The organism is Saccharopolyspora antiqui (assembly GCF_052246905.1).
In the GTDB taxonomy this organism is placed as follows: domain Bacteria; phylum Actinomycetota; class Actinomycetes; order Mycobacteriales; family Pseudonocardiaceae; genus Saccharopolyspora.
In genome coordinates, this window is record NZ_JBQQBO010000009.1 from 115,467 (window position 1) to 135,769 (window position 20,303).

Annotated in this window: 21 protein-coding genes; 16 read left to right on the forward strand and 5 right to left on the reverse strand. The window is 64.5% G+C overall.

All coding sequences use genetic code 11. The features are described 5' to 3' along the window. Positions 1-15: 15 nt before the first annotated feature. Genes ACTWQN_RS16795 through ACTWQN_RS16835 form a run of 9 tightly spaced genes read left to right on the forward strand, consistent with a single transcriptional unit; the run spans position 16 to position 6,673 of the window. Positions 16-189: a hypothetical protein gene (locus ACTWQN_RS16795; protein ID WP_443204554.1), complete on the forward strand. Its 174-nt coding sequence runs from the start codon at positions 16-18 to the stop codon at positions 187-189. Between the two features lie 44 nt (positions 190-233). After that, complete coding sequence (locus ACTWQN_RS16800; RefSeq protein ID WP_443204417.1) at positions 234-1,145, forward strand: NAD(P)/FAD-dependent oxidoreductase; 912 nt, start codon at positions 234-236, stop codon at positions 1,143-1,145. Next, the gene (locus ACTWQN_RS16805) at positions 1,142-2,368 is read left to right on the forward strand and encodes a cytochrome P450 (protein WP_443204418.1); all 1,227 of its coding nucleotides are present in this window, start codon (positions 1,142-1,144) and stop codon (positions 2,366-2,368) included. The genes ACTWQN_RS16800 and ACTWQN_RS16805 overlap by 4 nt, the downstream gene beginning before the upstream one ends. 25 nt (positions 2,369-2,393) lie before the next feature. Continuing rightward, entirely contained in the window at positions 2,394-2,684 is a 291-nt protein-coding gene (locus ACTWQN_RS16810; RefSeq protein WP_443204419.1) for an aldehyde dehydrogenase family protein, read from the forward strand. Beyond that, complete coding sequence (locus ACTWQN_RS16815) at positions 2,685-3,596, forward strand: SDR family oxidoreductase (RefSeq protein ID WP_443204420.1); 912 nt, start codon at positions 2,685-2,687, stop codon at positions 3,594-3,596. Further along, positions 3,593-4,441, forward strand: a complete 849-nt coding sequence (locus ACTWQN_RS16820; RefSeq protein WP_443204421.1) for a MaoC/PaaZ C-terminal domain-containing protein — start codon at positions 3,593-3,595, stop codon at positions 4,439-4,441. The genes ACTWQN_RS16815 and ACTWQN_RS16820 overlap by 4 nt, the downstream gene beginning before the upstream one ends. After that, positions 4,438-4,848 carry a Zn-ribbon domain-containing OB-fold protein gene (locus tag ACTWQN_RS16825; protein WP_443204422.1) on the forward strand — a complete coding sequence of 137 codons (411 nt, stop codon included), beginning with the start codon at positions 4,438-4,440 and terminating at the stop codon, positions 4,846-4,848. Before ACTWQN_RS16820 ends, ACTWQN_RS16825 begins: the two co-directional genes overlap by 4 nt. Beyond that, the gene (locus ACTWQN_RS16830; RefSeq protein WP_443204423.1) at positions 4,845-6,002 is read left to right on the forward strand and encodes a thiolase C-terminal domain-containing protein; all 1,158 of its coding nucleotides are present in this window, start codon (positions 4,845-4,847) and stop codon (positions 6,000-6,002) included. The genes ACTWQN_RS16825 and ACTWQN_RS16830 overlap by 4 nt, the downstream gene beginning before the upstream one ends. Beyond that, the gene (locus ACTWQN_RS16835) at positions 5,999-6,673 is read left to right on the forward strand and encodes a TetR/AcrR family transcriptional regulator (RefSeq protein ID WP_443204424.1); all 675 of its coding nucleotides are present in this window, start codon (positions 5,999-6,001) and stop codon (positions 6,671-6,673) included. Before ACTWQN_RS16830 ends, ACTWQN_RS16835 begins: the two co-directional genes overlap by 4 nt. A gap of 423 nt (positions 6,674-7,096) precedes the next feature. On the opposite strand, the gene ACTWQN_RS16840 is transcribed toward ACTWQN_RS16835, so the two are convergent. The 3 genes from ACTWQN_RS16840 to ACTWQN_RS16850 form a co-directional block, all read right to left on the reverse strand. Next, on the reverse strand, positions 7,097-7,411 hold the full coding sequence (locus tag ACTWQN_RS16840; protein ID WP_443204425.1) for a type VII secretion target: 315 nt from the start codon (positions 7,409-7,411) through the stop codon (positions 7,097-7,099). A gap of 158 nt (positions 7,412-7,569) precedes the next feature. Continuing rightward, complete coding sequence (locus ACTWQN_RS16845; RefSeq protein ID WP_443204426.1) at positions 7,570-8,148, reverse strand: FAD-dependent monooxygenase; 579 nt, start codon at positions 8,146-8,148, stop codon at positions 7,570-7,572. Positions 8,149-8,954: 806 nt separating this feature from the next. After that, positions 8,955-9,668, reverse strand: a complete 714-nt coding sequence (locus ACTWQN_RS16850; RefSeq protein ID WP_443204427.1) for a GntR family transcriptional regulator — start codon at positions 9,666-9,668, stop codon at positions 8,955-8,957. A gap of 323 nt (positions 9,669-9,991) precedes the next feature. Here ACTWQN_RS16850 and ACTWQN_RS16855 point away from each other — a divergent pair, with 323 nt between their 5' ends. The 7 genes from ACTWQN_RS16855 (at position 9,992) to ACTWQN_RS16885 (ending at position 18,098) form a co-directional block, all read left to right on the forward strand. Beyond that, positions 9,992-11,443, forward strand: a complete 1,452-nt coding sequence (locus ACTWQN_RS16855) for an amidohydrolase family protein (protein ID WP_443204428.1) — start codon at positions 9,992-9,994, stop codon at positions 11,441-11,443. A 74-nt stretch (positions 11,444-11,517) separates the two neighbouring features. Further along, the gene (locus tag ACTWQN_RS16860) at positions 11,518-11,985 is read left to right on the forward strand and encodes a nuclear transport factor 2 family protein (RefSeq protein WP_443204429.1); all 468 of its coding nucleotides are present in this window, start codon (positions 11,518-11,520) and stop codon (positions 11,983-11,985) included. Then, the gene (locus ACTWQN_RS16865; protein WP_443204430.1) at positions 11,963-12,934 is read left to right on the forward strand and encodes a fumarylacetoacetate hydrolase family protein; all 972 of its coding nucleotides are present in this window, start codon (positions 11,963-11,965) and stop codon (positions 12,932-12,934) included. The genes ACTWQN_RS16860 and ACTWQN_RS16865 overlap by 23 nt, the downstream gene beginning before the upstream one ends. A 537-nt stretch (positions 12,935-13,471) precedes the next feature. Next, on the forward strand, positions 13,472-13,831 hold the full coding sequence (locus ACTWQN_RS16870) for an FAD-dependent oxidoreductase (protein WP_443204431.1): 360 nt from the start codon (positions 13,472-13,474) through the stop codon (positions 13,829-13,831). Continuing rightward, entirely contained in the window at positions 13,825-14,169 is a 345-nt protein-coding gene (locus tag ACTWQN_RS16875) for a hypothetical protein (RefSeq protein WP_443204432.1), read from the forward strand. The genes ACTWQN_RS16870 and ACTWQN_RS16875 overlap by 7 nt, the downstream gene beginning before the upstream one ends. A 206-nt stretch (positions 14,170-14,375) precedes the next feature. Then, positions 14,376-16,106 carry an L-aspartate oxidase gene (locus ACTWQN_RS16880; RefSeq protein WP_443204433.1) on the forward strand — a complete coding sequence of 577 codons (1,731 nt, stop codon included), beginning with the start codon at positions 14,376-14,378 and terminating at the stop codon, positions 16,104-16,106. Between the two features lie 1,068 nt (positions 16,107-17,174). After that, a complete protein-coding gene (locus tag ACTWQN_RS16885) occupies positions 17,175-18,098 on the forward strand; it encodes a sigma factor (protein ID WP_443204434.1) in 924 nt (307 codons plus the stop codon). 363 nt (positions 18,099-18,461) lie between these two features. Here the strand turns inward: ACTWQN_RS16885 and ACTWQN_RS16890 are convergent, their stop codons facing one another. Together ACTWQN_RS16890 and sigJ are read right to left on the reverse strand one after the other, a co-directional pair. After that, entirely contained in the window at positions 18,462-18,716 is a 255-nt protein-coding gene (locus ACTWQN_RS16890; RefSeq protein WP_443204435.1) for a sigma-70 family RNA polymerase sigma factor family protein, read from the reverse strand. Positions 18,717-19,081: 365 nt separating this feature from the next. After that, positions 19,082-20,041 (reverse strand): RNA polymerase sigma factor SigJ, encoded by a 960-nt coding sequence (gene sigJ / locus ACTWQN_RS16895; protein WP_443204436.1) that lies wholly within the window; start codon positions 20,039-20,041, stop codon positions 19,082-19,084. Between the last annotated feature and the right edge of the window lie 262 nt (positions 20,042-20,303).

Genomic DNA, 20,303 nt, shown 5'->3' on the forward strand with positions numbered 1-20,303 from the left:
GCCGGGCTTGCCGCGGTGGAGACCCTTCGCCGTGAAGGATTCGACGGTGCCTTGACACTCGTGGGGGAGGAGCCCGCACCACCGTACGATCGCCCGCCGTTGTCCAAGCAGGTTCTCGCCGGCGAATGGGACTTGGGGCGAACATTGTTGCGCCCGAAGGACCACTACTCACGTCTCGGGTCAACGTGAGTACGGGTTGCCGAGTCGCCGGAGTCGAACTCAGCGGTCGACGCTTGTCGCTCGACGATGACCGGCAGCTTCCCTTCGACGGCCTGGTCGTCGCCACTGGAGTCACCCCGCGTCGGCTACCTGTCGGTCACGAGCTCGAAGGCGTCCATGTCCTTCGCAGCGAGCAGGACGCCGTTCGGCTGCGTGCGTCGTTGCGCAGCAAACCACGGCTCGTTGTGGTGGGTGCCGGGTTCCTGGGCACGGAAGTCGCTGCGGTGGCGCGCGGCATGGGTTTGGAGGTCACGGTAGTGGACCCGCTGCCCGCGCCCCTGATGCGGCAATTCGGCTCGGCGGTCGCCGCGAGAATTGCCCGGCTGCACACCGACCACGGCGTCGAACTGCGTTGCGGTGTTTCCGTCGTGGATGTCATCGGTGCGGGCGGACGAGTGGCGGGCATTGTGCTCGACGATGGTTCCCGCATCGATGCCGGGTGCGTCCTGGTCGCGGTCGGAGCCACCCCGGACATCGGCTGGCTTGGTTCGGCAGGTCTGCCACTGGGCAACGGGATCGAATGCGACGCGTACTGCCAAGCCGCGCCCGGTGTTTACTCCGCAGGTGACGTGGCCTCGTGGCCGAGCCCGCGCTTCGGACGCCGCATGCGGCTCGAACACCGGATGAACGCCACCGAACAGGGCGTGGTGGCGGCACGAAACCTCTTGCGCGGCAACGTCGAAGTCTTCGATCCGGTGCCGTACTTCTGGACCGACCAGTACGACGTAAAGATCCAGATGTACGGAATTCACCCCGTCGGTGCGGGTGTCGACGTGATCGACGGCAGCCTCACCGACGACCGCTTCGTCGTGCGCTACACGGACGCCGACCGAACGGTCGGGGTTCTCGCTTGGAACAGCCCGAAGCGGATGCGGGAAGTCCGCCAACAACTATTCGACAACTCTATTCCTGGGAGAATGCGATGACCAACACCGAAGGCATTGCGATCGACGCACCTTTCCCGTGGCCCCGGCCGCCGATCGATCCACCCGAGCTGTACGGATGGATGCGCGAGAATCGACCGATTACCCGAGTTATTACCAGGACGGGACGCCCGGTGTGGCTCGTCACGCGCTACGACGACGTGCGTGCCATCCTCGCTGACCCCCGGGTCAGCGCCGATAGCACGAGGCCAGGATTCCCGGTGCTGTCGCCCAGCGCACCCGACGACCTCTCATTGCGGTCGTTCCTGCGGATGGATCCGCCGAAGCACACCGTGTTCCGCAAACTGCTGGCGAAAAACTTCATGGTCAGGCGGGTCGAGGCGTTGCGACCGGCCATCCAGATGTTAGTCGACGACACGATCGACGCCATGCTCGCCAGCAAGGACGATCCGGTCGACTTCGTACAAGCCATGGCCCTTCGGGTTCCGTCGACCGTCTTGAGTTGGGTGCTGGGCGTCCGCGAGCAGGACCGCCGGTTCTTCAACCAGACGACCGAGGACATCTTCAACCACGGGGACGGCACCGACGCCGAGCTGGTTGCGCGGTCTGCGGCCGCCTTCGGAAAACTCCTCGACTACGTCAGCGAACTGGCCGCCGAGCGGGAGCGCGCCGAGGATCCTGGCGAGGACATCCTCGGCCAACTCGTCAAGGCGAGCCGCGAAGGCTCCATTGCCGGCAAGGACGTCGCCAACGCATGCTTCCTGCTGACCGTCGCCGGTCACGACACAACCGCCAGCATGACAGCTCTCGGAACATACACCCTGCTGCAGCACCCCGATCAGCTTGCCGAACTCCGGGGCGATCCCGAGCTCATCCCGAACGCCATCGAGGAGCTGCTGCGGTACCTGACGGTGGTTCACCTGATCGTCGTGCGAATCGCCAGCGAGGACATCGAAATCGGAGGAACCGTCATCCCCGCCGGTGAGGGCATCATCCCGCTGAACTTCTCCGCGAACCGGGACGACGCGCACTTCCCCGACGCGGGCCGATTCGACATCCACCGCAAGGCCCGTGATCACGTCGCGTTCGGGTACGGCATCCACCAGTGCATCGGGCAGCCGTTGGCGCGGGTCGAGTTGCAGATCATCTTCGAAACGCTGCTGCGCCGGATCCCAACGCTGCGGTTGGCAGAACCGGTCGAGCAGGTGCCGTTCAAGGTCTGGTCGCCGATCAACGGCGTGTTCCGGCTCCCAGTCGCCTGGTGAGATGCCAGTGATTCCGGATCGCGCCATGACCATCGACGGTGGGCCGGGGCCGACCGACCGGCCCTTCGGCGTCGTCGACCCCGCCACCGGGTCGGTCTTCGCGCAGGCACCCGCCAGCACTGCGGAGCAGGTCGACAAGGCCATGCACGCCGCCGAAACTGCCTACCGCACGGCCCGACCTGCCCTTCGGCCGCCACAAGTGGAGCGGCATCGGTGTCGAGAACGGCCCGTGGGGCTTGAACGGATCCACCGAACTGCAAGTCCTCGCCCGCCCAGGGTGCGACGCGACAAGCAAGCTCAACGGAGGAGAGACTAGATGAGCGAGATCTGCGTGGGCCGCGTGGCGATCGTCACCGGCGCCGGTCGGGGGCTCGGACGAGAACATGCGCTTGAGCTCGCTCGCCAGGGCGCCAGCGTTGTGGTCAACGATCTTGGCAGCGCCGCGGATGGCACCGGTGGTGACCCGAGCGCTGCCGAGGCGGTCGTCCACGAGATCGTCGAGGCCGGTGGTGCGGCGATCGCGAGCACCGACGACGTCGCCGATTGGGAGGGGGCACAGCGGCTTGTCGAGCGGGCGGTGGCCGAATTCGGTCGCCTCGACGCCCTGGTCAACAACGCAGGCATCCTCCGTGACCGCACCCTCGCGTTGATGTCTCCGGACGAGTGGGATGCCGTCATCCGGGTGCACCTGCGCGGCACGTTCGCGCCCTCGCACTTCGCTGCCGCTTACTGGCGGGACAAAGCTAAGGAGGCCGGGCGACCGGTAGGCGCTCGGCTGATCAATACGACGTCCGCTTCCGGTATTTACGGCAATCCCGGGCAGACCAACTACGGTGCCGCGAAGGCGGGGATCGCGGCTTTCACCCTCATCTCCGCCATGGAGCTCGGCCGGTACGGAGTGACTGTCAACGCCGTGGCGCCCGCCGCCAGAACTCGGCTCACCGAAGCCCTCATGGGCGGTGCCGATGACGCTCTCGGGCCGGAGCACGTCGCACCACTGGTGGCCTGGCTGGCGAGCGTCGACAGCGGCGACGTCACAGGGCGGATCTTCGACGTGCGCGGCAGCGAGATCGGCGTGGCAGAAGGATGGCGGTTGGGGCCAACCGCGCGCAAAGAGGGCCGCTGGACGGCTTCCGAACTGGGTGCTCTCGTGCCCGGTTTGGTAGCGAAAGCGGCGCCCAACGTCGATATGCGAGGCCGTGTTCCGATGGGAGATGGGCCGGCGTGACGCTGAACCTGGATCTCGTTGGCCAGGAATGGGACTCGGGCGAACGCTCCTGGACCTCCACCGACACCATCTTGTACGCGCTCGGCGTCGGTGCTGGGGCTGACGATCCGCAGACCGAGCTGGCATTCACGACCGAGAACTCCCACGCCGTGACGCAGCAGGTGCTACCCACGTTTGCGGTGCTGCTTCCCAGCAACGGGGACGGTCCGGTGCTAGGAGATTTCGAGATGGCGCAGGTGCTGCACGCCGAGCAGTCGGTCACACTGCACGGCTCGCTCCCGTCCGCCGGTACCGCCCGCACCACATCTCGGGTCGTCGGGTTCTACGACAAGGCGCCCAACGCGCTCATCACCATCGAATCGTCGAGCGTCGAGGCAGGCTCCGGCCGACTGCTGGCTGAACTGCGAAGCACGATTTTCGTCCGGGGCGAGGGTGGTTTCGGAGGGAATCGTGGTAGCGCGTGCCCGTGGTCGTTGCCCGAACGACTACCGGACCACACCATGTCCTACCGCACTCGTTCGGATCAGGCGTTGCTCTACCGACTCAGCGGCGACCGCAACCCACTGCACTCAGACCCATGGCTGGCCGCCCGCGCAGGTTTCGAACGTCCGATCCTGCACGGCCTGTGCACCTACGGGTTCACCGGGCGGGCACTCCTGCATGCGGTGTGTGACTCCGATCCGGCCGCGTTCGCAGCCATGTCCGCGCGGTTCGCCGCTCCGGTGCGGCCTGGTCAGGAGCTGACGGTGGTCATCTGGGACGAGGGCGAGACGTGCTACTTCCAGACGAGGGTGGGCGACACCGTCGTCCTGGACCGCGGCGTGTTCTCAAGGAGGACGGTATGACGGCGCCACCCGCACCGAAGCCGACACCGGAAACCGCGCCGTACTGGGAGGGCGCCCGCGCCGGTGTGCTGCGCATCCAGCACTGCTCGGCCTGCGACCGCCACTTCTTCTACCCTCGTTCGTTCTGCCGCTATTGCGCCTCGTCCAGCGTGCGGTGGGTGGACGTATCGGGCCGGGCGAGGCTCGTCTCCTACATCATCAACCAGCGGCCGCTGCCGGGATTCGAATCGCTCTCGCCGGTCATCGCGCTCGTCGAGCTGGTCGAGGGGCCCCGCTTGATGACCAACATCGTCGATGTGACGCCGACCCCGGAGAACCTGCTGTTGGACATGGACCTCCAAGTCGCCTTCGAAGAGCGCGGCGACGTGGTCGTACCAGTTTTCCGTCCCGAGGAGCTCGCTGAATGACCCGCATGCACGGCGGCGACATCGCCATCGTCGGTGCCGCCGAGACCGACGAACTCGGCAACTTGCCGCACCTGTCGACATTGGAGCTGCACGCCCAAGCGGGACTCAACGCCCTGCGCGACGCGGGCCTCGAACCGTCCGATGTAGACGGCGTGGCGACCGCCGGGCCGTTGGCGATGGAGGTGTCGCACCACATCGGTATCACACCGCGGTGGATGGACGGCACGATGATCGGCGGCGGCAGCTTCATGCTGCACGTGCGGCACGCAGCCGCCGCGATCGCGGCCGGTGCCGCCGACGTTGTCATCGTGACCCACGGGGAATCCGGGAGGTCCGGTGTCGGGCGTCCGGCATGGGTGCAGAATCCGCAGTCCCCGGCAGGGCAGTTCGAGGCCCCATACGGAGCGGTCGCGCCGTACTCGACCTTCACGGTACCGGCACTGCGGTTCATGCACGAGCGCGGTCTGACCGTCGAGGACCTCGCCCACGTCGTCGTCGCTCAGCGGAAGTGGGCCAGCAAGAACCCGCGAGCGCAGCGACGCACCGAAGTGACGGTCGACGAGGTGCTCGAAGGCCCGCAGATCGCTTACCCCTTCACCCGCGACATGTGCTGCGTGGTTACCGACGGCGGTGGGGCACTCGTGCTCACAAGCAGTGAACGAGCGGCTGATCTCCCGGCCGCCACGCGGGCGGTGTACCTGCTCGGGTCCGGTGAGTCGGCGGAATCCACACTGGTGTCCCAGATGGACGAGGTGGGGTCCTTCCACGCGTTCCGGCGCTCCAGTGCGGAGGCGTTCGCCACTGCGGGGCTCCAGCACTCCGACGTCGACCACCTGATGTGCTACGACGCCTTCGCGCACCTACCCCTCTACATGCTCGAAGACCTCGGGTTCGTCGGGCGTGGCGACGCCGCTTCCTTCATTGCTGAGGGGAATACGAGTGCGAGCGGTGCACTACCGATGAACACCAATGGCGGCGGACTCGCCTATACCCACACCGGCATGTACGGCATGTTCGCCATCATCGAAGCGGTCCGTCAGCTGCGCGGCGAGGCGGCGGCACAGGTGCCCGGGGTGCGGGTCAGCTTCGTGCAGGGCGTTGGCCTGTTCTTCGCCGCTTCCGCCAGCCTCGTGCTGGCCGGGGACAGACCATGACGATCGAGCCGTGTGGCAAACTTCGGGATGTGTCGTGCGAGTCCGTCAGCCCCGGACGGGGCCGTCGTTTGGACCCGGACATCGAAGGACGTGTGCTCGCCGCTGCCCTGGAAGTCTACGGCGAGGTCGGGTGGGCGAAGCTCAACCTCGACATTGTCGCGCGGCGCGCCCAAGTTGGCAAGGCTGCGCTGTACCGACGCTGGCGGACGAAGGAGCAGTTGGTCGAGGCAGCTCTCGCGACGCGCAAGCCACCGCCGGAGGTGTTCGACACCGGCTCACTCCGGGTTGATCTACTGGCGGTGACGCGCGCGTTGCTCGATTCGGTTCTCGGCCCCCATGGTCTCGTGGTGCTTCGAGCCCAGGTCGAGGCGAAGATCTATCCGGACATGTTCGACACTGCGATCCAGAACCTGCGACTAGAGCAGACCAAGATGGGCCGTGAAATCATCATTCGCGGCATCGATCGCGGGGAGCTCCCAGTCGGAACGTCGCCTGCGATGATCCTGGACGCCTTGGCGGGAATCATAAACCAGCACTTCCTGATGACCCCAGCAGACAGGGTGGCGGAGTTGGACGCTAGCCGTGCCGAGTATGTCGAGCGAGTAGTGGATTTCGTCCTCAAAGCAGCCGACTATCGGCCGCCACTGCCGCGGAGCAGGGACGACAGTTGACACTTCCCAGCAGAGCGATCGGCTTGCACGGACTGCGGCTGAGCACCGGTGCGTGCCGGGGTTCGATGCACTCGAAGACACGGGTGTTGAGCTGGCCCAAAACGCGGGCGAAATCCTGGAACGTGGTCAGCAAGCGAACTTAATCGCCTCGTCGGGATTCCTGATCAGGTCCCCGAACCCTTCCGCACTGGCCATTGTGTCCGTATTCCTCGATCTGCGTCCTGCTGAACATGCGTGTGGCGCCGGGCGATTCTGCGGCCCGGCGCCACAGAACGACCGGTCGCCTACTTGACGACCGTGCCGGTCCGGAACTGCGACTCCCGTCGGGGCGGTCGCTGCCACCCGGTCCTCGGCCTGGCTCGGCGTGCGCGCATTGGCCAGGGCCGCACCCGGGACCCGGCTACTGGCCACGCCACCGTCGGCCTAGCCATCGCTAATGGCGGTCTGCCGCAGGAACGGCTGCGCCTCGCCCTCGTCAGCCTCGCGGTAGGCGCTTGCTGTGGCGCGGACGTTGTCTGCGGTGGTTTTCGTCCCCTGCACCGCCGCGCTCAGCGCGTCCTTCGATTGCTCCCCAGCCGGGTCGATGATCGGCGGCAGGAACGCGCACAGCAGTCCGTGCGTGTCATCGGACAACGCGTAGTCCGCCGCCTGCGATGCGGTGGTGAACCAGTCCACCAGGCCGTCCAGATGGTTCGCGTGCGCGACCAGATCGTCGGGTTCGACCTCGAACGCCGTCATGCTGCCCTCACTTTTATATCCAGCGGCCGATTTGCTCCGCGAAGGCGATTCCGGCGACCACGGAACCCCTAGTGACTTAGGGCCGAATGCGCGTCGCAAGGATTCAACAGGTGCCCTGCTAAATTCTTCCCGGACGTTCTTGGTGCGGTACGTGAACATCATGGAGGGGCGGCCAGGTCGACCAAGGGAAATGCCCAAGCGCACTTCCCGCGGGCCGTATAAGCGAAGCCTTCGTGGGGCTCAAAGCCAGAGATGTGCTCACGCATGAGCGCGGCAGCGGTCATGTAACCGGTTGGCTTGGTGTAGTTCTCATGCGGGCCGAACACCAGTGATCGCACCGTGGAACGGACTCCGTCCGCACCCACAACGAGCTCGAATCGGCCCGTGCTCTCGACATCCGTCACGTTGTTACGGAGGGTGACAGTGGCACAAGTGTCATCCTGCTCAATGGCAACCGGTGTGGTGGAGTATCGCACTTCTGTCTGCGTCGGTAGCACATTGAACAGTGCCTTCTCAATGCGGCCACGCATCATGATCCGCGGCCTGGTTGGAATGTCACCGAGCCCATAGCCCGGCATGCGAAAGCCAGACCGCAGCACCTCGTAAGTGGTTCGAACATCAAAGTTGCGGGTCGGGATCGCGTCCGCGATGCCTAGTCGTTCGGCAGCGTAAACACCGGTGCCATGGACGAGCACGGTGTAGCCGCCGGAGCGACGATCAGCCGCACGTTCAACCACTGCAGTATCCAACCAGCTTCGTGCAACCTGATCGCTGCAGCCATGCCACTGATGCCAAGGCCCACGATGAGGGCACGCCGACGGGCATTTTTCCGTTGCCTCATAAGCTTCCTTCCGTCTGTTTCGCCTCTGCCTAAGCGACCAACAACATTTTCAGTGATCGCGGCGGGGATGCCGCCTCAGAGCTAAGCGGGATATCGACGCACGCGCCAGGCATGGCAGGCGACGTGGATTTAATCTGACAATCGTCCCCACGAGCCTCGGTGGCGGCCACCATCACTGGAGACGGCCGCTCCTCTTCCCCGACTAGCCGCCCAGGAGTCCGTCGCGGCTGCACTGCCAGGATCTTCACCGCTTCCATGGCCTTAACCGTGAACCGCCCGGCTCGGCTCTCCCTCGATGTCTATTCGACGCGGCAGGTTTCGCTATCTTCTGCTACGGACCGCTCAGTTGCTTCCCCCGCAAGGGCTTTCGACGCTGGGCTCTGACCTAGCACGCCAACCACCACCAGGGTCCCAGTGGTGGCGATGTGCCTGTTTAGCCGGGAGGGTATGAGGAATTCGTCCGGCTGTTGACCCACGGGTTGGCGGATTGGGGTGTTGACGAAGACGTTTCCCCGGAGTTCGCTGAGAAGTTCGCCCACGCCGTGAACGCTCCCGAATCACTACACCTAGCAACCGGACAAAGTCTCCGACAGGCCGGTGCCGGTCGGCAGACCAGACACAGGGCAGGTCAGGAAGCATCGGCACAGCAGTTCTGGTTGCCCAGATACGGGGCGGCCCAGCGGGTGAGAAGGGTTCAGTGCTTCATGGTTGGGTACTGCGGTTTTCCCCTGTCTCGCGACGGAACTCGTCGTCGTCCAGGTCGAGGACGAGGCGGGCGGTGTGCAGCAGGTGTTCGCGGATCAGCTCTTCGGCGAGGGGGGCGTCCCGCTTCAGCGCCGAATCGAGCAATGCTCGGTGCTCGCCCGCTCCGTCGCGGTGTGGTTCGAGACGGGACGAGATGGACCACAGTTGGTACAGCGCCGACTCCTCGCGCAGCTGCGAGGCGAAGGCCACGAGGCGACGGCTGGGACACGCGCTTATGAGGGTGCCGTGGAAGGCGCGATGGGCGTCGCTCCACGCCTGGGTGGGCATCAGGCGGTCCTCGGAGTCGGAGAACGACGTTCGCTCCAAGACGTGGTGGGCACTGACGACGGCCGCCTCCCACGCCATGTCCCCGGCTTCCACTGACAGTCGCAGGGCGATCGCCTCGACCTCGACCCGCGCCTGGACCAGGTCGGCGAACTCCGCACGGGAGAGCGTGGACACGATGTAGCCCTGGCGGGGACGGACCATCACGAGGTTCTCGCTGACAAGCTTCGTGAGCGCTTCGCGCGCAGCTCCGACGCTCGTGTCATACCTCGCGCACAGCTCGTTGAACTTCAGCCGGGTACCAGGGGCCAGCTTGCCCGTGAAGATGTCGGCGCGGATCAACCCGTACACGTCGGCGGCACGAGTCGGGAGGCGAGAGGATGTCATGCTCACAGTCTAGCGGCATGGACATGCAAGAAAAAGATTCGAATATTTCTTGCAGATGCTCATAGAAGGGCGCATACTTGGCTTCAGTCGACCGGGCCCACCCGGTTGCTGAGTTCGAAAAATCTTGGGCCACTGCGCTTTTCGGCTCATAAGCCTGACTAACGGGGCATCGGACTGCACGACGTCATTTCCGCGCCCCGCAGGGAGAGGTACCTGGGCTGCGCCTACGTCGCCCAAGGCGTTGCCAATTGCTGCACGGCCGCGACAACTGGTGAAGGCCCATCGAGGAGTTTCCAGCTGCACACGGTCAAGGAGGAGAGCCTATGAATTTCACCGAGGACTGGTCTGAGCGTTACCTCCGCATCAACCGGGGCGCGCCGGTCCGACGTCGCGACACCAGCCGAGACGAGGCAGTGGGGGAGGCGCTACGCCGGTCACCGGAAGCGCCCGTGCTCCTCGCTGGCGGGGCGATCGTGAGTGGTGACCCCGAGATCGGGAATCTGATCGGAGACTTGCTCATCACCGATGGCACTATCACCGCGGTCGGGCCGAACCTCGTGGAGCGGGCGGGCGAGGCCGCCATCGTGGTCGATGCCCGTGATGCCATCGTCGTGCCGGGATTCGTCGACTCGCACGTGCACGCGTGGGAGGGGCAACTTCGCGGCCTCGCGGCAGGCATCGACTTCCCCACGTATATGTCAATGGTCCACGGGGATTTCGCACCCCAGTACACGCCCGACGACATGTACCTCGGCAACCTGCTCACCGCACTGAACGCCCTCGACGGCGGTGTCACGACCATTCTCGACAACTCGCACAACACTCGAACACCGGAACACCTCGTCGCATCAGTCGAGGGGCTTGCAGACGCGGGAATCCGGGCGGTCCACGCGAGTGCTCCGCCCACCGACGGTTCCGTAGACCAGGGGAGTTGGCTGCAGGCGGTGGAGGATGCGCGGGTCCGGTACTTCGCGAGCGAGGACCAGTTGCTTTCTCTTCGGCTGCTGGACCTCGCTCCCACTGAGGACCTGTGGCGCTACGCCCGCGACCAGGGGATGTGGGTCTCGACCGAGATGGGTCGGCACATCACGAACCTCGCCGAGTTGGCTTCCGCGGGGCTGCTGACGCCCGAGCACACGTTTAACCACTGTATTGAGCTTCCCCCTGACGACTGGCGGCTCATCGCCGACGCTGGGGCAACCGTGAACGTGTGCCCCAGATCGGACGCCCACTTCGGGTTGGGGCAGGCGACACCGCCGATCGACCAGGCACTTGAACACGGGCTGGTGCCGGGCATCAGCATGGACAACGAACTGAGCTACGGCGCCGACATGTTCGTCGAGATGCAGCACCTGATGACTCTGCACCGCGGCGCCACGTTCACCCGGCTCGCTTCCGGTGACAGCGGCGAGAATCTGTTGCCGGAACAGGCGCTGACGTTCGCCACGCTTGGCGGCGCGATCAACTGCGGGCTGGCCGATGTGGCCGGTTCACTCACGCCTGGGAAGCAGGCCGACGTTGTGCTCGTCAGGCGGACTGACCTCAACACGTCGCCGTCGCCGTGCGCGTTCACCACACTGCTGGGGTTCGCCAACCGAGGCAACGTCGACACCGTGTTCGTGGCCGGGCGGGTGCGCAAGTGGCGCGGCAGCCTGGTCGGTCACGACCTACCCCGGATTCTCGGTGCTGCGGAGTCGTCGCGGGACCGGATGTTGGCCGCGCTGAAGCTGAGCGTGGACAGCTTTTCCCTCCAGAGCGGGGACAACGCCGCCTGAGCAGCCCCGACGCCGACCGGGCTCGGGTACAGCCCGGCCAGGAAATCACAAGAGAGTTAAGGAGCAACGTCACTATGTCCGAGTCCACCAGCGACATCATCGAGCGCAATCGCTTGGCAGTGGAGGCCCACTTCCACAACGAGAACCCGGAGAACGTCGACAAGGCGGTCGAGCTCTACACCGACGACATCGTGTGGGAGGCGCCTGCACGGGGTCAGGTCTACCGCAGCGGGGCGGAGGTCAAGGAGGCGTACCTCAACATCTTCAAGACGACACACATCACGAAGATGACGCTGCTGCGCGAGGTCGTCACCGAGACCTCGGTGTTCACCGACCACATCAGCGAGGCCGTCGTCGTCGGCGACAAGATGCCCAACCTCCCGTACCCCATCGGTACCAAGGTGCGCACGCGACTCGTCCACATGTTCGAGATGCGGGACGGCAAAATCGCGCGCGAGATCGCCTACGAGATCTGGCGGGAGGCGGATAGCGGCGTCGACGTCGACGACGTCCCGGCGGATGCCGTCGAGGTTCCCCTTTGAACCTTTGACACTCGGAGCCGGTCAGGCCACGGAGAACTTGGGAGGACGAGTGCGTATCGGTGTGATCGAAGGGCGGGCAGTGTTCGTCGCCGGCGACAGTTTCGCCGACGTGGGCGAGGTGTCCGGGGGAGCGGTCCGCGCGGACGCGCGCGTGATGTTCGAGCAGTGGAACGAGATCGTGGACGTCCACAGGCGGTGCGTGCGAGGGGACTTCCGCGAGCTAGGTGGCAGCGTTCTGGAAAACCCGCTGCAGGCACCGCGCCAGGTATTCGCAGTGGGTGCGAACTACCGGCGCCACATCGAGGAAGCCGGAGCGCATCTACCGGAACGTCCGCTCGTCTTCACCAAATTCCCATCGTGCCTGACTGGCCCCACGTCGCCGGTCGAGTTGTCGTCCGAGAACGTCGACTGGGAGGTCGAGCTCGTCGCGGTGGTCGGCGCTCGCGCCGACCACGTGCCGCCAGGGCGGGGCTGGGAGTACGTCTCAGCGCTGACGGGGGGTCAGGACATCACGGATCGGGTGATGCAGTTCGACGGCGGGTATCCCCAGTTCTCGCTGTCCAAATCATTGCGCACGTTCGGTCCGGTCGGTCCGGTCCTGGTTACCCCGGACGAGTTCGAGAACCCGGACGACCTGGCACTCGGCTGCGCGCTCAACGGCCGGACCCAGCAGGCGGCGCGAACATCTGATCTGGTCTTCTCGGTGCCAGTGCTGGTCGAGTACCTATCGAGCCTGTGCACGCTCTACCCCGGCGACGTCATCTTCACCGGCACGCCCTCAGGCGTGGGGGCGTTCATGAACCCACCGCGGTTCCTGCGTCCCGGCGACGAGCTGATCAGCTGGGTCGAGGGCATCGGCCAGCTGGAGAACCGGGCCGTTCCCGTCTCGGTCCAGGCCGCGACGACTGTGCCGGCCGTGGGCGGAGTATGGGCCGGAATCGGTAGCTGACCAAGTCCGCGTGGTCGGCACCGCAACACTTCGCCCAGACTCAAAGTTTGTACTATTTTCGTGAAGCTGGACATGTCCGCCTCACTCGATTCGCTTCTCGAATGGTCGAGGCGGTCATGTTCGCACCTTGACCATGCCTGTGAAATGCGCTCGGGCTACCAGACCAGGGTGGTTCCGGTGTCTTGAGCTTCAGCAGCATCCTGTCGATGTGATATTCAACTCCCCGTTTGCTTTAGTGCGGCCTGGGAACAAGCTGAATCGTGGCTGGCATGGAATTTCTCCACGCCAGCGGCCCGGCGCAGCTGCGATCGTTCAACATGATCAGTCGGACGGACGCAGCCAGTTCTCCGCTACAGGCGCTTCACCACCTCCGAGTAGTTCGTGACCATCAAGACGCACACTGTCGTCAAACACGCGACGGTCGGACACCTGCTCATCTGGGTGTATCACGAACCCTGCCTGAAATACTCCCTGGTTACCCGATCTTGCGTTGTGATCACATGTCACACGGGTTGGGGTCTGTTTCGTCCTACTAGTATGACGAAAAAGGGGAATCTGACCAGTCAGCATGTCGTCGTGATCGGTGCCGGGTATGGCGGGTTGATGGCCGCTCTGCGAGCTGCGGATGGCGCGGGTGTCACGTTGATCGAGCCGACGTCGAGTTTCACAGAGCGGGTCCGTGAGCACGAGCTGGCCGCCGGCCGCCCGAAAAACACCCACCTGCTGTCGACATTCCTGCGGAACAAGCACATCACGCATGTGGCTGCGCGGGCGACCGAGATCGACCCCATGCGGCGCGAAGTTCGCACCGACGACGGTGGGCGGTACTCCTACGACCGACTCGTGTACGCGCTTGGTAGCCGGACGAAGATGTTTGGGAGGTCGATCCGATGCTGAGGTCGGTCTCCCATCCTGAGATCTACGCGGTCGGGGACGCGGCAGCCGCGCGCACCGAAGCTTCGGGAGAGCTTCGGATGGCGTGCGCTACCGCGATGCCGGTCGGGTCGCACGCCGGGAAGAACATCGTCGCCGAGTTGCGCGGCGAGGAACCCAAGCCGCTGTCGTTCCGGTACTACGTGCAGTGCCTCAGCATAGGACGTCGCAATGGACTGATTCAGCCTGTCAGTGCTGACGACTCGCCAAAGCGCACAATCATTACTGGCAAGACGGCCGCGTTCGTGAAGGAACAGGTGGTCCGTTCGACGGTGCGGACGCTGCGCCTCGCGGCCCGCTGACCGCTCGCCCGCCTGACACGGTGATCAGCGGTGGTGGGGACTGGGCGGCCTTCCGGTCGCAATCAATTCCGGGCCGCGGCGGCCCAGCGCGAATGCGCATGCCCGTGACGCCGCACCGTCAGACCTTCGGGGCGCGAGGTGATTCGTGGCCGGGTGCGGACGCAGTGAATCAGGCTGGATCTTTTGGATGAACGGAGCAAGAACCCATGAACGGTCCGCAACGACAGGTCGCGACGTCAGTTCTCATCATCGGAACGGGAGGCTCGGGTCTGCGCGCGGCGATCGAGCTAGCCGAGCGTCGGGTGGATGTGCTCGCGGTGGGGAAGCGTCCGAAGGCGGACGCGCACACGTCCCTGGCGGCGGGCGGGATTAACGCCGCACTGGCCACGATGGACCCTGCGGACGACTGGCGGCAGCACGCGGCGGACACGCTCAGGGAAAGCTATCTGCTGGCCCACCCGGACGTCGTGCAGACCGTGACGGAGGGCGCTGCACGGGGAATCGAGGATCTGGAGCGGTACGGAATGCTGTTCGCGCGGGAGGAGGACGGACGGATTTCACAGCGGTTCTTCGGTGCGCACACCTACCGCCGCACCGCGTTCGCCGGCGACTACACTGGACTGGAGATCCAGCGCACGCTGGTCAATCGGGCGGCCCAGCTGCACATCCCGATCCTCGATACCGTGTACATCACGCGGATCCTGGTTAGCGACAACGTCGTGTTCGGGGCTTACGGGTTCGACATCAACGACGGCACCCGCTATGTGATCCACGCCGATGCGGTGGTCCTGGCCGCGGGTGGGCATACCCGGATCTGGCGGCGGACGTCCTCACGTCGGGATGAGAACACTGGAGACTCCTTCCGGCTCGCGGTTCTTGCCGGTGGCCGGATTCGTGACCCAGAACTGGTGCAGTTCCATCCGTCCGGGGTGATCGAGCCGGAGAACGCGGCGGGGACGCTGGTATCGGAGGCGGCCCGCGGCGAGGGTGGGGTCCTGCGCAACGACCTCGGCGAGCGGTTCATGGCGCGATATGACCCGCAGCGGATGGAGCTGTCCACCAGGGACCGGGTGGCGCTGGCCGCGTACACCGAGATCAAGGAGGGCCGCGGCACCCCGAACGGCGGTGTCTGGCTGGACGTGTCGCACTTGCCCCAAGAGAAGATCATGCGTCGGCTGCCGCGGGTCTATCAGACACTGCTTGAGTTGCAGATGCTCGACATCACACAGACGCCGATCGAGATCGCTCCGACCGCGCACTACTCGATGGGCGGAGTGTGGGTGCGGCCGGAGGATCACAGCACCGGCGTCGACGGGCTGTATGCGATCGGAGAGGCAGCCAGTGGCCTGCACGGCGCGAACCGGCTTGGCGGCAATTCGCTGATCGAGCTCTTGGTGTACGGCCGGATCGTCGGGCAGGCCGCAGCGGAGTATTCGGCGGGACTTGTCGAGCAGCGGCGGTCCGCTGGGGTGCTCGCCGAGGCGCGTGGCGAGGTGGACGAACTTCTGCACAATGATGGCCCGGAGAATGTCCGGGCGTTGCAGCGGGCGCTGCGGAACACCATGACCGAGCACGCCGGCGTGGTCCGCGACGAGACCGGGCTGCTGGCGGGTCTGTCCGAACTGGACGCCGTCGAGGATCGGATGTCCCGGATGGGCGTGCACCCGGATATCGCGGGTTTCCAGGATCTCGCGCACGCCTTCGACCTCAAAGCTGCTGCCCTGGCTGCCAGGGCAACGCTTGATGCCGCACTGGAACGTCGTGAGACCCGAGGCTGCCACAACCGGTCCGACTACCCGGACCTTGACGAGTCGATGCGGGTGAACCTGGTGTGGTCTGGTCCCAGGTTGGTCGACCGCGAAGAAATTCCGCCGATTCCCGAGGAAATCTTCGCTCTCATGCGGGAGGTTTCCACCGTCGGCAAGCTCGTCGAGTAGCCGAACCTCAGCTTCTACCAGACCGCTGCAACGACCCAGGCGACAATAATGCCTCTCACCTCCACTCAAAACAGTTTCTCGCCGGTATGTGGGACACCGAGCGGATCGCACTGCTGAACTACGAGGTCACTGCTCGCGCGGGTATCGAACTACGGTTCGGTGTGCCCGTCGAGCATGTCGAGACCTCGCCGGCGGGACGCGGATACTTCACGACGTCGTGGTAGTCGGCACCTGGTGCGGCGGCCCGGCCATCGCGGTGTCAGCCAGGCGCGCCAGCGCCACAGCGTCCACACCCCCTCCGGGGTCGGCGTTCAAAACGCCGAGGGCACGCCGGACGTCTGCACGTCATCCTTGCCGTTCCTTGGCTGCAAGCAGGTTTCGCCCGCCCAGTGGTCTCGAAGCAAGCGATGGACATGTCTCGCTCGTGTCGACGGCGCGTGAATAGATTCAGCTGCCGTTGACAGCTCGATCGCGGCCACGTTACTGACACGTTGTCGACTTCCCTGAGTGCCTCGTCTAAACCCTTCCCTGTGAGGAAAACCACAACGGGCAGGGCAGGCACACGAGGAGCATGCCCTGCAGCGCCACACGCATACGTACGTGTATCTCTTTGTCTGCTTCGTCGTACTTATCGCGGAGTTCCTGATATGACCGATCCGGGTGTCGTCAAACGTGACATCGCATTGTCCGAATAAGTACGAGTTCGGCGTGGCGTGCGCCACATATCGTCAACCGGCAAGCGCCCGCCCAACGGACACTGAACGACGCGATATCCGTTTAGTCCCATGGGTCGATTACCAGTCCCTGCCTAGCGGTTGGCCTGGTGGTCGAGAGATGTCAGGACCCTCCGCGACGTCACGGCTTGCCTTCTATGACCGCATGGTGACCGGCTCCTAGTGGGCACAAGGGTGGCGGGACGACGGCTTCGCCGAAGCTCCCGATGTCACATACCGGCGCGTGGCCTCGTCTCCAGCGAGGGTGCGGAACATCCGCACGGTTGAGGCATAGAGAGGTGTGATGCTGGAAATGCGGGCAGGCAGAGGTAGATGCCTCCACCAGGAGCCGGTCGTGAGCGATAAAGTGGAACTCGCAGCCGCCTACACGCGGGCACGCCATCGGCTATTGCGGATCGCCTACGCCGTGACAGGCAGCTACGCCAAAGCCGGGGACGTCGTGTCCGACTGCTGGCTAGCTCTGGTGGCAGCAGACGCGGACGAACCGGTGCAGGACGTCGAGGCGTGGGCCACCTTCGTTGTTGCCCGACGCGCTCTGTACACACTGCGCTCCGCCAGCGCACACCGGAAAACGTATATCGGGCCATGGCTTCCGGAGCCGTGGCTCGAAGCACCTCTGCCAGACTCTGCCGACCGTGCGAGCCTTGATGACTCGATCAGCTTCGCACTGATGGTGGTGCTCGAAACACTCAGCCCGACCGAGCGCACCGCCTGGGTACTCCATGACCTGTTTGACATGGAACTCAATGACATCTCTGAAGTCGTCGGGCGCAACACCGCGGCGTTGCGACAACTCACCGCCCGCGCCCGGAAGCGCGTGGCCGCCCGTACCTCTCGCGTGGTCGATCTTGCCACGCATCGGGCAGTGGTGGACGCGTTCAATCGCGCCACCATCAAGGGCGACCTACCCGCCCTGATGACGGTGCTTGATCCCGCCGTGACTCTCACCAGCGACGGTGGCGCCCAGGTGCGCGCAGCCCGCCGGCCCGTGCACGGAGCGGACCGGGTCGCACGAATGCTCGTGAGTCTGGCGAGTCTGGTGGACTATAAACACCAACCGATGCCAGTGATGGTTAACGGTGCTCCCGGCCTCGCAGCGCTCGAATGTGATGAGTTCTACTTCGTGATCTCTCTAACGTTCGAACGGAGCCGAATCTCCAGGGTGGATATCGTCCGGGCGCCAGAGAAACTTGCCTTGTACCGAAAAAGTTCGGAGTCTCGGGCTCCACACTCCTGCAGAGCGCATCAGCTAAGCTGATCACCTGAAATTTAGCAGTGGATCGTGATGAACAACACATCGACGTCAGTCGTCGTGACTACTGCTGTAGTGATCACAAGGCAGGGAACTCTTGTGCGTACAAGTGCACGAGAAGTGGCCCGATTGGCGCTGATGGCGCCCCACGTTGCGGATTCGTGGTCTACAAAGCGGATTCGCTGACCGCCGTTGACGATCACTGTTGACCCCATCTGAATGTTCCAGTCGGTCGTCCTGATATCGGGCAGGATGGTGATCTTCGGGTATGTCGGGAGTGTCGTCGATCTCCTCTCAAGCGGCGGACTGCCGGCCACAATCATCGAACAGAGATGTCCGGTGATTACTCCGTCCAAGAGAAGGGTCGGCTCAGACTACAGCGTTACCCGTTGGTTTGCCGTCCTCGGCGTCGCCATCGGCGCCGCTCGGCGAAGACTTGAGAATTCGTAGGCAGGCTCTGGAAACGGATCGGATGAGCCACCATCGTGGCGGGGAGGACGGCGATTTTTCCTCGTCGGCCGTGAAGTACCAGCGCAGATATGTCATCCGAACGACGTGCTCGGCGGACTTCTCGGACCCAAGCATGAGAAACGCGAGCTCGTTCAGAAGACGACGCTCAGCCATGACCTGGTCTATGGATAGGTCGTGTTCTCGATCGAACGTCAAGGTCCTCCGCTCTTCCTCGCGCGATGCTCGACTGCCTTCGGCGTGGTCCTGTGGTTCCCAGCCCCGAACCGAGCACTAGTCTGGGATGGCGGTTGGTGCAATGTATGGCGCCGTCACTGGTAACTACGGCCGGCGAGAGAGCCGTGCTATCACCTACCAGTGTTTCGAGATCGTGGTGTACTTGGTCGATGACGAGGAGGATGGGTCTCGTCGTTATTTGTCCACTGTCAACAACTTGGCCAGGAAGTCGTCTGACACACCGGTGGAACGCCATGCGCTGATCACTACCGCTGCCGTCGCGACAGCTGGAGTCGAGTTGTCCTTTACCGCTGTCCATTCCGCGATTTCGGAGAACTTGTCTGATTGGGGCGATCTGCGGGGACATGGCTTACGGAGGCGCAGAAAGTCTCGTGGAGCAAGGTCAGTTTGTCTGGGGTGCGGATGATGTCGACCCTGTATATGCGTTTACGGTTGAGCGTCAAGGAGATCACGAGGTCGTACTCGTCACGCTCAAGCATCGCGAGGCCGGGAGCACCGTTCATCAGCACCGGCATGGGTTGGTGTTTTGATCCCATCTGTTTCGATAGGCCCACCATCATTCGTGCGACCCGATCGGCTCCGTGTACGGGTCGGCGGGCTGCCCGCACCTGCCCGCCACCGTCGCTGGTGAGAGTCACGGCGGGATTGAGGACCGTCATCAGCGTGGCTATATCGCCCTCGGCGGTTGCGCGCCTGAACGCGTCCACCACTGCTTCGTGCGTGGCGGGGTCGACCTCTACGCGAGGGGTACCGGCGACCACGTGCTTGCGGGCTCGGTCGGCGAGCTGTCGCACTGCGGCTGGGGTGCGCCCGATAATTCGAGCGACCTCGGCGAACTCCATGCCGAACAAGTCGTGGAGCACCCAGGCGGTGCGCTCGGCCGGGCTGAGCGTTTCGAGCGCCACCAACAATGCGTAGCTGACCGAGTCATCAAGGGTTGCCCGGTCGGCAGGGTCTGGTGAAGGAACTTCGAGCCAGGGCTCCGGAAGCCATGGTCCGACATAGGTCTCCCTGCGTGCGCGGGCGGAGCGCAGTGTGTACAGAGCGCGTCGGGCCACAACGACGGTGGCCCACGCCTCGACGTCCTGCACCGGTTCGTTCGCGTCTGCTGCCACCAATCGCGGCCAGGAGTCGGACACGACGTCCTCGGCCTCGGCATGGCTGCCCGTTACGGCGTAAGCGATTCTCACCAGTCGAGGACGTGCTCGCGTGTAGGCGGCTGCTAGCACCGCTTCGTCACTCACGACAAACTCCTGGTTCCTTGTCCCAATCGTGCGCATGTTCCACACCTGCGATGAAGACGAGACAGCGCGCCGCGATGTGACATCGGAGACCGTCGAAGCAAGGTCCATCAGTTTCAGTACTGCAACGACAGGTCGTGATGCCCGCATCTCCGATTGACTTCAGACTGACTGATTCTCCGCCATCGTGACCAGTGCGGGATGTGGTCAAGGGTGTGTTGGACGGGGCATGTGGTGCGATTGAACAGTCGGCTGATTTCACACG